The sequence below is a fragment of the Kurthia sibirica genome, assembly GCF_003143975.1.
In the GTDB taxonomy this organism is placed as follows: domain Bacteria; phylum Bacillota; class Bacilli; order Bacillales_A; family Planococcaceae; genus Kurthia; species Kurthia sibirica.
In genome coordinates this window covers 23,276-36,058 of the sequence record NZ_QFVR01000014.1, presented here as the reverse complement: position 1 = coordinate 36,058, position 12,783 = coordinate 23,276, and the positions used below count along the sequence as shown (strand labels likewise).

Below are 12,783 nucleotides of genomic sequence, written 5' to 3'. Positions count from 1 at the left end.
ATGCTGTTGATTATAGTATGAGCTGAATGAAGAGAAAAAAGCATGGAAATCATTTGATTTCCATGCTTTTTATTGAAACAATATTATTTTTCATCCTCAGGAGCGATCATTTGACCATATTTTGAAAGATTTGTATGGAATGAGAATGCTTTTTCTAAGACGTGAGGTGTTTGACCTCCACGTGTGTTTGCTTCTTCTACATAAGCAAGAAGTGCAGGTTTGTAATCAGGGTGTACACATTTTTCGATAATTAATTCAGCGCGTTGACGAGGCGCTAAACCACGTAAATCTGCAAGACCTTGTTCGGTAACTAATACATCAACATCGTGCTCATTGTGATCAACATGTGAAACAAAAGGTACTACTGAAGAAATTTTTCCTTCTTTAGCATATGATTTTGTAATGAAGATCGAAATACGTGCTGCACGGGCAAAGTCACCAGAACCACCAATACCATTCATCATTTTGTTACCTGCAACATGCGTTGAGTTTACATTGCCATAAATATCGAATTCAAGAGCCGTATTCATCGCAATAAGACCCATGCGGCGTACTAGTTCAGGATGATTCGAAATTTCTTGTGGGCGCAAGCATAATTTATCTTTGTATTTGTCTAAGTTTCCAAAAACAGTGTCTAATTTATCAGCTGTCAGTGATGTTGCACAGCCCGAAGCAAATTTAACTTTCCCAGCATCGATCAAATCAAAAACAGAATCTTGAAGGACTTCAGAATACACTTCTAAATCCTTGAATTCAGAGTTGACCATTCCACCAAGTACAGCATTGGCTACTGAACCAACACCAGATTGAAGCGGTGCTAATGTATCAGTTAAACGACCTTCTTTTACTTCATTACGTAGGAAATCGATAATATTATCAGCAATTTGTTGTGTTTCATCATCAATAGCAGCCATCGTTGTTGGCGTATCTACTTGATCTGTTAAAACAATTGCAGCTACTTTATCAAAATCTAATGGGATACCGATAGTACCGATACGATCGGAAGCATTCATTAGTGGAATTGCACCACGTTTGCCTTGTTCTTCAGGTACATAAATATCATGAATACCTTCTAATGCTTCATATGAAGCAAGATTTAATTCGATGATGACTTGTTTTGCATATTGTACGTAGATTGGTGAGTTACCAACTGAAGTAGTTGGTATTAACTGACCATCCTCGGTAATGGCTACAGCTTCTACTACTGCAATATCAATAGGGTCAATTGCATTTTGACGTAAATATTCTGCTGTTACAGATAAATGTTGGTCAACAAAATACATATCTTGTTTATTAATATGGCCACGCATAGTGCGATCTAATTGGAATGGTAAACGTTTGTTGACGATACCAGCATCTGACATTTTAGCGTCGATGTCTGAACCAAGAGAAGCCCCAGTAAAAACATTAACTTTGAATTTTTCTCCAGCATTTGCACGATCAACTAATGCTAGTGGAATAGCTTTTGCATCTCCAGCACGAGTGAAGCCGCTTAACCCTAGTGTCATACCATCTTTGACAAGTTTAGCAGCATCTTGTGCGGACATTACCTTGTTTGAAAGCGCAGAAGCACGTAATCTTTCTTCAACTTTAGCAGTCATTTTGAATTTCTCCTTCTATATATACATATTTATAAACGAATAAATCGAGCATTTGAGTTTCTATTTGAGCTTATCACTAATTTGTCACATTTTGTCGTAGTAGTACATGAAAGAGGATAAAAAAGGATTTAAAGAGAAAATGCTTTACGGAAATAGAAAAATGTTTATCGTTTTAGTATGGTTTTAGCAGTACAAAGTGTTAGGATGAAATTTGAATGATTATTTATTTTCTACGTGGTCAGACTAAAAGAGTAATGGTTAAATAAAAAAGGTCTTAGAAATCATCGTGATTTCTAAGACCTTTTGAAAATTATATTAGAACCCTAAAGAGCGGCGGAAGTAACTAGCATAACGCTGGCTGACTGGAATACGAGTGCCGTCCTTCATAATTAGTAAGAATGTTGAATGTGAATCTGGTTGAATTTCATCGATAAAATCGATGTTGACAATGTATGAACGGTGACAACGAATAAATGTGTCTGGTGATAAGAATAATTCTAAATCACTTAAGTTCAAGCGGTGATAACCTTCTTTTGACATTGTTTTGACAAAAGTTTTACGAAGCTGTGTTTCTAGATAGATCACTTCATTGTGTTTTACAGGATACCAGCAATCATCAATTTTAATCGTAATATAATTTGTTAGGAATGGTGATGGTTTTTGTGGGAAGATGGCCGTGATAGCACCTTTAGCTTCGCCTTCTTCCATCAGCGGTATACTCATACCATAGTATGGCACGCCGAAAACATCAGGTTCAATAAATGAATTGATCTTTTGACCATAATCTAATGCTTTATGTGTTGCTGAGCCTTCAGGAATCGCATCGCCGGGTTTGATTTTTAAATCAATTTTCTTGCTTGGCTGATAGTATAAATATTCCTTCGTGTCTGAAACAACGATTGATGTATTGTCTGGGAAAAACTCCTTAATAACCTCTATCAATTCTTCGATTGATCTTGGATCCATTAATTCATACCTCGTTTCTTTCATATGTTCTCAAATTCTTATTTTACACACTGTTTAAACATTTTACTACAGATTATAACTAAAATTAAGTAAAGAAAATTATCAGATTAATAAAAAAAAAAAATAATGGCAAAAAAATGATGTGGAAAACGCTTGAAAATAACATTTTTAAGCCGAAAAAAATAATGTAAATCGAAAAAAATAAAATAAAAATGATAAAAAATTTTGATAAAGCGCTTTCCCTTTTATTGATAATATTGTATAATTTTTATAAAAAACAGGTATTTTTGCAATGAAAGAACTAAGTATAACGAACTATTTTATAAATTTTTACATTTTATCTGACAAAAGGTATAAAACTATTTTCATATTACTATTTTCGTTATATAGTAATAAGTGGGTTATTACAAAATGCGTAATATTTTAGAAAGATGGGGAGCCTATGCTACAACACCAATATTCGATTTCTGAAGCAATTTCTAAACGCTACTTTCAAGAAATAGAGACGATGAACCGTTATGAGGGCATCGAAAAGTTTTTTGATATTGAAGCGCAGTTAGTGAGAGAAATTTATCAGTTGGAAGAAGAAGCAGCGAAGGAAACACTTAGCAAACTAATTGACATTCTTTCTGAACGTTCTGGTAAGCACTTTTTTAGAGCAATACGTCATTATTTTGTAGTCTTATCGTCTGTCGTTACACGTAAATTAGTCGAAAATCAGGCGCCTTTTAAAAAGGCATTTGCATTCAATGCAGCATGTGTTGAAATGATTGATCAACGTATGAACGATGCAGAGTTTCTTCAATTTGCTGATGATCTAATTGAATTTTATATTTACGTAATTTCTGAAAGAAAGCAACCGTCGTATAAACATCAGACAGTTAATAAGGTAATTATGCATATTGATGATGAAGTTGAAACTGACTTATCCGTTGAGGATATCGCTGCACACTTCACAATTAGTACATCACATCTATCTCGTATATTCAAGGAACATGTCGGCATTACTCTAGTCGAATATTTAAATGTGCGCCGGGTAGAAGAATCTCAATATTATTTGAGACATACAAATAAGAGCATTTCAAACATCTCAGAGCAGTTCCACTTCTGTAATCAAAGCTATTACACAAGAATTTTCAAAAAGTATGTAGGACTTACTCCAAAGCATTTTCGTGATCAGTTAGATCATGAATATTTCCGCTTCCAATTACCTGAAAGAGTACTATAGTAACAAGTTGAAAATGAATATTTCTTTGATTTGATTAGTTGTACTAACATACTGTATACTTCATTGTAGTTAAAAAATTGATGTAGGTGAAAATATTGAAGAAGAAACTTGGATTAGTATCAATGCTTGGTCTTCTTATGCTCGTTCTTACCGGATGTGATTCTGTTGAGAATAAAGAAGGCTTTTTCTACAACACATTTGTTAGACCGATGGATTATTTAATTAATTTCTTCGGTGATACTGTGTTAACAGAGGAATATGGTGGCGCGATTATAATCATCACCGTATTGGTTCGTCTTGTTTTAATGCCCTTCATGATCAAGAACTACAAAAATCAACAGGGTATGAAAGTTAAAATGGATAAGTTAAAACCAGAAATGGATGCTATCCAAAAGAAACTAAAACAAACGAAATCGAAAGAAGAACAAATGGTTCTTCAGCAAGAAATGATGGGGCTGTATAAAAAGCATGGTGTCAATCCACTTAACATGGGCTGCCTACCAATGATTATACAAATGCCTATTATCATGGGTCTCTACTTTGCTATTCGTTATTCTGATGTTGTTCAAGGTCATGAGTTCCTATGGTTCACATTAGGAAAACCAGATTTAATAATGACGCTGATTGCCGGGGCAATTTATTTCTTCCAAGCACAAGTGTCATTATGGACTGTTCCAGAACAACAAAAGAAACAAATGAAAATTATGATGTATATCTCACCAATTATGATTATGTTCGTGTCATACTCTAGTATGGCCGCGCTACCATTATACTGGTCTGTGAGTGGAGCATTGTTAATCTTCCAAACATTCTTAGGTAGAAAACTATATCCACCTCCAGTTCCTGAAGGTGAAGTAGCAACGCCGAAGAAAAAGCTTTTTGGTAGCTCAGAACCTGAACAACCAGCTGAACCAGCTGAAAAGGCGAAGCTAACACCTGCAGAACGTGCAGCTAAAGCGAGTAAGAAAAAGAAAAAATAAGTACAATTAAGAGTTGTCCCTAAAGCGTAATTTCTTTCATCTCGAAATCTGAGGGTGGAAAATCTATGTTATATAGATTTTATTGCTCGAATTTTAAAAGACAATGAAGGGAAAAACCTTATGAGGCAGCTTCTTTTTTATAGGGAGCGTTTACTTTATGATGAAAATAGTATCAGGAGCAGCTGTTATTATTACGAGTGTCTTAGCCGTTGTGTTACTAATACAAAAAGAGTTCAATTGGGCTGTTTTTTGTATTACGATTATGTTCACATTAACAAATAGTTTTAGAGCAAGGGATATGGCGAAAAAAGGCTATGACAAAGAAGCTCGTTTTATGAGAAATATGTCAATATTTTTCGCAGTAGCCTCAGCAGGAATTTTAGTTGCCAACCTTTTTACGTAATAATCGTCTAATATGATGCTGTCCTATAGCAATTGCCAATTTATATGCCAGGAAATGATGTGACTGTAAACATGCTCATCATCAAGTGCGTAGAATAATAGCAGTTGAACTATAACAGGGATAGCATCATATTTTTTTGCGAATAATTCCACTCTGTTAGTCAAAAAGATAGAAGTGAGGTAGATATGTATGAACGGAAAGACCCTTTTAGCAATGCGTGTGATAGTAATAATGGGTGGGGTATTAATGATGAGCGCATGCGACGATTCAACAAAAAATCCGCCCAATACGAATGACAATCCAGCATATCAAAATAGTACAAAATCAACCAAAGAAAATGCTACTAACGAAGGAAGTGAGGGATCAAATGTGAAAAGAGATGCAGGAGGCTATATAGTTGGTAAAAAAATACCGAAAAAAGAACATTATGTGAATGGTATTTTATTGGCTAATAAGATGTATCCAATGCCTAAAAACTTTGCACCAGGAGAAAGTACTGAAGCGAGAGCAGCTTTTAATGAATTAAATAAAAAAGCAGCAAAAGCTAATTTTACATTTGATGCTTTTAGTACGTATCGCTCTTTTGAACGCCAAGAAACATTGTATAATAATTATGTAGCGCGTGATGGCGCTGAAAAAGCGGATCGCTATAGTGCAAGACCCGGTTTTTCAGAACATCAAACAGGTTTAGCTTTTGATATTGGTGAGATTGGTAATGCTGGTGATTATGCCGACGATCGCTTTGGTGATACAGCAGCCGGTAAATGGTTAGCAAAAAATGCAGCTGATTTTGGCTTCATCATGCGTTATCCAGAGGGTAAAGAGAAAATTACAGGTTATCAATTTGAATCATGGCATTTTAGATATGTTGGTCAGTCGATTGCACAAGAAATTTATAAAAATAATTCAACATTAGAAGAATATTTACATGAAAAAGGCTAATGAACATTAGCTGATATTCGTCATCTTTCTCATATACTAAAAACGCGCCACAACAATTTGTTGTGGCGCGTTTTGTCTTTATAAAATAGGTGATACTAATCGAGAAATAGATTCTTTCATTTTGATGATTGTTGAACGATTTGCGTAAAGTTCGAGTGTGAGCTCTGTGGAGTTTAGTATATCGCGTTCAAATAGTTCTGCTAGCTGATGAGCTATTTTTTCATCATAAATAAAAGCGTTCACTTCAAAATTCAACTTAAAGCTTCTTGAATCGATGTTAGCTGTACCAACAGAGGCAGCTTCATCATCGATGACGACCATTTTTGTATGCAAGAAGCCATTTTCATAAATATAGATTTTTGCTCCTGCATCGAGTAGCAATCCAACATTAAAGTATGTCGCCCAATAAACGAAAATATGATCTGGCTTATTTGGAATCATAATGCGGACGTCAATACCTGATAGGCAGGCGATACGAACGGCATTCATAAAGGCATCATCTGGTATGAAATAAGGAGTCTGTATATAGACATATTTTTTGGCCATATTGATGAGCTTGATATAACCATTTTTAATGGATTCCCATTGCGAATCTGGCCCACTCGAGACAATCTGGATAGCAGAATCACCTTTGCGTATAAATGTTGGAAAAAAAGTATCGGCATACTCTAAGTCTTGACGGTCAGAAGCTTGATTCCAATCGAGTAAAAAGCGTGTTTGTAAAGGATGGACCGAACTGCCTTCAATACGTAAATGTGTATCACGCCAATAACCGAATTTTTTATTTAGCCCTAAATATTCATCGCCGACGTTGAAACCACCAACATAACCGATGCGACCATCCAAAATCACTATTTTCCTGTGGTTTCTATAATTTAGTCGAGGATTGATGAGCGGCATAATTGATGGGAAAAATACTTCGACCTCACCACCGAGAGCGATGAGTTCTTTAAAGTCTTTTTTATGCACCCCTCTAGAACCCATTTCATCATAGAGTAAACGAACATGTACTCCTTGTTTTGCTTTGATGATCAGCGCATCTAAAATACGTGTTCCTAAGCGATCTAATTTAAAAATATAATATTGAATATGAATATGTGATTTTGCATGATGAATATCATAAAGTAGTTCATCAAATTTTTCTTGGCCATCATCAAATATTTGAATATGATTGTCCTGTGTCAGTACGGCACCATTTGATAAGAGATGCATATAAATAAGTTCTTTGTACTTTGTCGCAGTATCGGAAAGTCGATATTCAAAATTACCTTTATTAATCGATTCAATTTGGTAATCTACAAGTGTATCGATTCCAATTTTTTTTCTACCTTCCCAACGAAACAAGTGCTTTTTTCGGAGTCTTCTGCCAAATAATAAATACAAGAAGAAACCGACAATCGGTATGAAGAATAAAACGAGTATCCAAGCCCAAGTGGAGGTAGGTTCACGTCTTTCTAAAAAGATTATCGCAATTGCTAGAAGTATGTTGAAAAATAGAGTAATAGAAACACTGGTCGAAATAATATGGGTCGTGTCGCTGAGCATAGTCATTTTCCCCCCTGCTTGTCCAAATATAAGTATAGCCTATAAACAGAAGAAGTTAAAAAAATAGACAATTACGATAAAACATACTTGACCTATAGGAATTAATGTATTATTCTTTGCAATGTACTTATATTACAGTTAAAAACAATTAGGAGGAAACAGTATGAACACATTTTTGATTATTACTAATGTAGTGATCTTGTTACTACTCATTAGTTTATTAATAGTTATGCATAAAAAACATGTGTCATTTTCTAAACGTGTATTTACAGGTTTAGCACTTGGTATTTTATTTGGTTTAGTATTACATTTTAGTTATGGTGCTACGTCCGATGTCGTGACACAAACGACTGGATGGTTTGCTATTATTGGCACAGGTTATGTGAAGTTATTACAAATGATTGCCATGCCACTTGTATTCATTTCAATTATTGCCGCTTTCACAAAAATTATTGTCGGTAAAAATTTCGGGAAAATGGCCGGCTTAATTATTTTCATGTTAGTGGGTACAACAGCTGTCGCAGCAGCAGTTGGTATCGCATCTGCTTCTGGTTTTAACCTAGACGCTACTTCATTGATGAACGGTTCCGATGAGCAAGCACGTGGATCGGAAATTGTAGCTAAAACCGCTGAAATGGGCGATCGTACAATGCCACAGCAAATTATTGATCTACTACCAGCGAATCCATTTTTAGATTTAACAGGAGCTCGTGCAACTTCGACCATTGGCGTTGTTATTTTCGCGGCCTTCCTTGGTTTTGCTTATTTAGGTGTTCGTCGTAAAGATGAAAAAACAGCTGATACGATAAAAACAGGTATTGATGCAATCTATGCTTTAGTCATGAATATTGTAAAAATCGTTTTACGTTTAACACCGTTTGGTATTCTAGCGATTATGACATCGACTGTTGCCACATCGGATTTTGGAGCAATCTACAATATGGGTAAATTCGTCATCGCATCTTATGTTGCCTTGATTGCCATGTTCGTTATTCATCTAATCATTGTGGCATTGACAGGTGTCAGCCCACTGACGTATTTGAAAAAAACGGCTCCCGTATTACTATTTGCCTTTACTTCACGTTCAAGCGCCGGTGCGTTGCCATTAAATATCCAAACACAAACGAAACGATTAGGTGTACCAGACTCGATCGCCAATTTCGCAGCTTCGTTTGGTGTATCCATCGGTCAAAATGGTTGTGCCGGTGTGTATCCAGCGATGCTTGCTGTGATGATTGCACCAACAGTAAACATCAATCCATTGGAACCAACCTTCCTCTTCACATTGATTGCAGTTGTAGCGATTAGTTCATTTGGTGTGGCTGGCGTTGGTGGCGGTGCGACATTCGCAGCAATCATCGTATTATCAGCTATGGATTTACCAGTAGCATTAGCTGGTATTTTAATCTCAGTAGAGCCATTGATTGATATGGGGCGTACTGCATTAAATGTAAGTGGTTCAATGGTTTCAGGTCTTACTACTGCACGTGTAACAGGAGAAATTGATAAAGAAGTACTCGAATCAAAAGAAGATCAAGATCTAGCAGAAGTATAATGAAATATCGAAAAAGCGTTCAACAAGTCAGTAAATGACATGTTGAACGCTTTTTTTATATTGCTCGACGTAAAGATTTTTTACTCATTTTAAAAGTCAGTATGATGAAAATACTTAATAATGCGAGTGATGCTGAAATAATATAGGTAGCATTTGGTTGCATCGTCAGTACCCATGTGAAGAAGAGAGGGCCAATTATACGCCCTAGATTGTCCATAGAATAACTCAAGCCTGCTGCAGTACCATATTTACCTCCAGATTCTTTCGAAGCAAGGGAGGTCGTCAATGTGCGAGCTAACGCATTACCAGCTGTAAAGATACAAAGGGCAAAACCAGCAAAAGCTAAGCTTGTTGTGAAGGGAAATAAGACAAGGCCGCCTGCAGTAATAATTTGTGCACCAATCAGCCACTTCCATTCTTGTCCATCCTTCACTTTACGCACGACGCCACCTTGAATTAGAAAATCAACGAAACCACTAAAAAGAAATAGCGAACCAAGTTGTGCTGCAGTAATATTGATTTTTTCCATTTGGAATAATTGCAATGTTGATTCGACGCCTGCAAGTAAAAATGTCACCATAAAAGAAAAGAGGAATAAATAACGTACACGATATTTTAATAAAGTCGATGTGCCAGTAGGAATAAGCTCCCGTTTGTTCGCTTCACCTAATCTCTCTGGTTCCGTTAAGATAACAGTCGCGTATATGAAAATTAAAAAGATTAGCAACGAAGCAGTGTAAAATGGAATATCATTGCCAAAGTGACTTAAAAGACCACCAATCCCAGGACCGACAATAAAACCTAAACCGATGGACATTCCCATAAAGCCCATATATTTATTACGATTTTCCTCTGTGGACATATCACCGATGAAACCAGTAACTGCCGTATAAAGAGCGCCGGAGAACAGGCCACCGATTATTCTAGAAAGATACATCATCACTAATGAATGAGAGAAAATAGCAAAAAGTAAAAAACTGAAACTAAAACCAATCAGGCCGATTAAAATGAGCTTTTTGCGGCCCATTTTATCGGATAATGCCCCCCATGCTGGGGCGGTGAAAAAGCTTGCTAAAGCGTAGACGGTTAGCAGTCCGCCGACATGCATTGTGTTAAAACCTTGGTCTGTAATAACTACCGGTAAAACCGGAATGACTAAACCAAATCCAACATAAACAAAAAATTGTACGGATAATAAGAGAATTAGTGGTTTTTTCATAGAAACCCTTCTTTCTAAAACAGATACTTATGTAATACTATACTAGAAATAGAAAAACATTGTATGACCAAAATGGTACAATAAAAAACATCTTCCTGAAAAAGGAAGATGTTTACGTAATACTTATAATTTTTGTCTTTGAAGACGTAGTGCATTTAAGACGACTGATACCGAACTAAACGCCATAGCTGCGCCAGCAAGCCACGGTGCAAGAAAACCAGCGGCAGCAATTGGAATACCGATGGTATTGTAAGCTAAAGCCCAAAATAGATTTTGTTTAATATTACGAACGGTTGCTTTACTCATTTTAATTGCTTGTACCACTTTTAATAGATCACCTTGCATAACGGTGATATCAGCTGTTTCAATTGCGACATCCGTCCCGGTTCCCATCGCAATTCCAATGTCGGCTGTTGCCAAAGCGGGAGCATCATTAATACCATCACCAACCATTGCCACTTTGTGGCCAGCTTGTTGTAAACGAGCCACTTCTTTAGCTTTTTCGGCAGGTAATACACCAGCGATTACTTCGTCAATTCCTACTTGTTTGGCGATTGTTTGAGCGACAGCCTGTGCATCACCTGTTAGCATGACTGTTTTAATATTCAAGGCATGTAGTTGAGCGATTGCTTCTTTTGCGCTGTCTTTCACTTCATCAGCTACTGCAATGGTTGCGATATGCTGACCATCAATGGCGCCGTACATAATTGTTTTCCCTGTTTCATCAAAATTTTCTATTTGTTGAATGGTAATCAACCGATTGCCTAATAGACGTTTTGTCCCGACGATTACCGATGTCCCGTCTATTGTTGCTTCGATACCATGACCAGCAATGGCAGTGAAATTAGTTGCTGCCTTCACAGGGAATTTTTCTTCTGTGTAGTTGACGATTGCTTGAGCAAGTGGATGTTCAGATGCTTTTTCAGCACTAGCTATAAGAGCGAGTACTTTTTCTTGATCCTGTGATTTGTCGATATAATAATTTGTAACTACTGGTTTACCTTTTGTAATCGTTCCTGTTTTGTCGAAAATAACGGTGTGAATGGATTGTGTTTGTTCCAATGATTCGGCTGTTTTAAATAACACGCCAATCTCTGCTGCACGTCCTGAACCAGCCATTATGGATGTTGGTGTTGCTAAGCCTAGTGCACATGGACAGGCAATCACGAGTACAGCAATCGTATTTTCAAGTGCATGTATAAAATTACTTGCGTCGACAAAGTAGTAGGTGATTAAAAAGGTAAGAACAGCGATTCCCACTACGACAGGTACGAAGACGCTCGATATTTGATCGGCAAGGCGTTGTATGGGTGCTTTCGAACCTTGCGCATCTTCTACAATACGAATGATGCTGGAGATGACTGTATCGCGCCCAATTTTAGTTGCTTTCACATGGAGAAGACCGTTATTGTTAATTGTTGCGGCGAAAACCGTTGAACCCGGCTCTTTATCTACAGGTAAACTTTCACCAGTAAGCATCGATTCATCTACCGCTGAAGTACCTTCAACAACTTCGGCATCGACAGGAATCGAGCTACCGGGGCGAATAACTAAAATGTCATCGATTTGAACATCAGCAATAGGTATTTCTTGTATCACGCCATTTTTTTCAATAAAAGCTGTTTTGGGTTGTAAATTGATCAATTTTTTTATGGCATCAGATGAATGTCCTTTAGCACGTGCTTCAAATAATTTGCCAAGAATGATCAATGTAATGAGAACGGCACTTGTTTCGAAGTAAAGATCTAAATGTGTACCCCCCATTGAAATATGTGATAGGTTTGAGAGTACGACATAAACACTATAAAAATAAGCAGCTGAAGTACCAAGCGCTACAAGTACATCCATATTGGCGCTTTTATTGCGTAAAGATAGAAATGCGCCGCGATAAAATTGCCAACCGATTCCAAACTGAACGACTGATGCCAATGCCCATTGCATATAAGGATTCATGAAAAGTTCGGGAACATATAAAAAAGATGTAAATGAAAAGTGTGCGACCATTGTCCATAATAGTGGCAGTGAAAAAATAGCTGAAATGATAAATTGTCTTGTTTTCTTTTTAATTTCTAGTTCTTTTAAGTTAGGTCCATCTGGCTGTTCTTCTTGATGCACGACTGCATCATAACCAATCGATTGTATTTTTTTTATAATATCTTCTTCCGTTAGGTCATTGCTAATGGTTACGCGGCCTCTTTCAAGAACGAGGTTTATATTGGCATCTACGCCATCCATTTTATTTAAACCGCGTTCGATGCGCGCAGAACAAGCAGCGCAGGTCATACCTTGGATATCTAAATTGACAACTTTATGTTCTTCTTTTGCCATCATAAAACACTCCTTC

General features: G+C 36.7%; 10 protein-coding genes. 5 read left to right on the top strand and 5 right to left on the bottom strand.

Annotated features, from left to right (window positions below; translation table 11 throughout):
- Positions 1-83: 83 nt before the first annotated feature.
- The gene (gene scpC / locus DEX24_RS10890; RefSeq protein WP_109306454.1) at positions 84-1,601 is read right to left on the bottom strand and encodes a succinyl-CoA:acetate CoA-transferase ScpC; all 1,518 of its coding nucleotides are present in this window, start codon (positions 1,599-1,601) and stop codon (positions 84-86) included.
- Between the two features lie 315 nt (positions 1,602-1,916).
- Positions 1,917-2,567, bottom strand: a complete 651-nt coding sequence (locus DEX24_RS10885; RefSeq protein WP_109306453.1) for a LytTR family DNA-binding domain-containing protein — start codon at positions 2,565-2,567, stop codon at positions 1,917-1,919.
- A gap of 442 nt (positions 2,568-3,009) precedes the next feature.
- Here DEX24_RS10885 and DEX24_RS10880 point away from each other — a divergent pair, with 442 nt between their 5' ends.
- From DEX24_RS10880 to DEX24_RS10865, 4 genes are all read left to right on the top strand, one after another.
- A complete protein-coding gene (locus DEX24_RS10880; protein ID WP_109306452.1) occupies positions 3,010-3,795 on the top strand; it encodes an AraC family transcriptional regulator in 786 nt (261 codons plus the stop codon).
- A 122-nt stretch (positions 3,796-3,917) separates the two neighbouring features.
- Complete coding sequence (gene yidC / locus DEX24_RS10875; protein WP_186819598.1) at positions 3,918-4,775, top strand: membrane protein insertase YidC; 858 nt, start codon at positions 3,918-3,920, stop codon at positions 4,773-4,775.
- Between the two features lie 157 nt (positions 4,776-4,932).
- Complete coding sequence (locus DEX24_RS10870; RefSeq protein ID WP_109306450.1) at positions 4,933-5,178, top strand: hypothetical protein; 246 nt, start codon at positions 4,933-4,935, stop codon at positions 5,176-5,178.
- Between the two features lie 189 nt (positions 5,179-5,367).
- Positions 5,368-6,120: a M15 family metallopeptidase gene (locus DEX24_RS10865; RefSeq protein ID WP_246131360.1), complete on the top strand. Its 753-nt coding sequence runs from the start codon at positions 5,368-5,370 to the stop codon at positions 6,118-6,120.
- Positions 6,121-6,198: 78 nt separating this feature from the next.
- Here the strand turns inward: DEX24_RS10865 and cls are convergent, their stop codons facing one another.
- A complete protein-coding gene (gene cls / locus DEX24_RS10860; RefSeq protein ID WP_109306449.1) occupies positions 6,199-7,671 on the bottom strand; it encodes a cardiolipin synthase in 1,473 nt (490 codons plus the stop codon).
- A gap of 157 nt (positions 7,672-7,828) precedes the next feature.
- Here cls and DEX24_RS10855 point away from each other — a divergent pair, with 157 nt between their 5' ends.
- Positions 7,829-9,220, top strand: a complete 1,392-nt coding sequence (locus tag DEX24_RS10855; protein WP_109306448.1) for an L-cystine transporter — start codon at positions 7,829-7,831, stop codon at positions 9,218-9,220.
- Between the two features lie 55 nt (positions 9,221-9,275).
- Here DEX24_RS10855 and DEX24_RS10850 read toward each other — a convergent pair whose 3' ends face one another.
- Both DEX24_RS10850 and DEX24_RS10845 read right to left on the bottom strand, forming a co-directional pair.
- Positions 9,276-10,439, bottom strand: a complete 1,164-nt coding sequence (locus DEX24_RS10850) for an MFS transporter (protein WP_109306447.1) — start codon at positions 10,437-10,439, stop codon at positions 9,276-9,278.
- Positions 10,440-10,562: 123 nt separating this feature from the next.
- Positions 10,563-12,767: a heavy metal translocating P-type ATPase gene (locus DEX24_RS10845; RefSeq protein WP_170112917.1), complete on the bottom strand. Its 2,205-nt coding sequence runs from the start codon at positions 12,765-12,767 to the stop codon at positions 10,563-10,565.
- Positions 12,768-12,783 lie beyond the last annotated feature (16 nt).

Excerpts from the sequence above, each read along its gene's own strand:
- DEX24_RS10870 (WP_109306450.1), top strand. The coding sequence starts at position 4,933 with ATGATGAAAATAGTATCAGGAGCAGCTGTTATTATTACGAGTGTCTTA.
- DEX24_RS10845 (WP_170112917.1), bottom strand. The coding sequence starts at position 12,767 with ATGGCAAAAGAAGAACATAAAGTTGTCAATTTAGATATCCAAGGTATG.
- DEX24_RS10850 (WP_109306447.1), bottom strand. The coding sequence starts at position 10,439 with ATGAAAAAACCACTAATTCTCTTATTATCCGTACAATTTTTTGTTTAT.
- DEX24_RS10885 (WP_109306453.1), bottom strand. The coding sequence starts at position 2,567 with ATGGATCCAAGATCAATCGAAGAATTGATAGAGGTTATTAAGGAGTTT.
- DEX24_RS10865 (WP_246131360.1), top strand. The coding sequence starts at position 5,368 with ATGAACGGAAAGACCCTTTTAGCAATGCGTGTGATAGTAATAATGGGT.
- DEX24_RS10880 (WP_109306452.1), top strand. The coding sequence starts at position 3,010 with ATGCTACAACACCAATATTCGATTTCTGAAGCAATTTCTAAACGCTAC.
- cls (WP_109306449.1), bottom strand. The coding sequence starts at position 7,671 with ATGACTATGCTCAGCGACACGACCCATATTATTTCGACCAGTGTTTCT.
- yidC (WP_186819598.1), top strand. The coding sequence starts at position 3,918 with ATGCTTGGTCTTCTTATGCTCGTTCTTACCGGATGTGATTCTGTTGAG.
- scpC (WP_109306454.1), bottom strand. The coding sequence starts at position 1,601 with ATGACTGCTAAAGTTGAAGAAAGATTACGTGCTTCTGCGCTTTCAAAC.
- DEX24_RS10855 (WP_109306448.1), top strand. The coding sequence starts at position 7,829 with ATGAACACATTTTTGATTATTACTAATGTAGTGATCTTGTTACTACTC.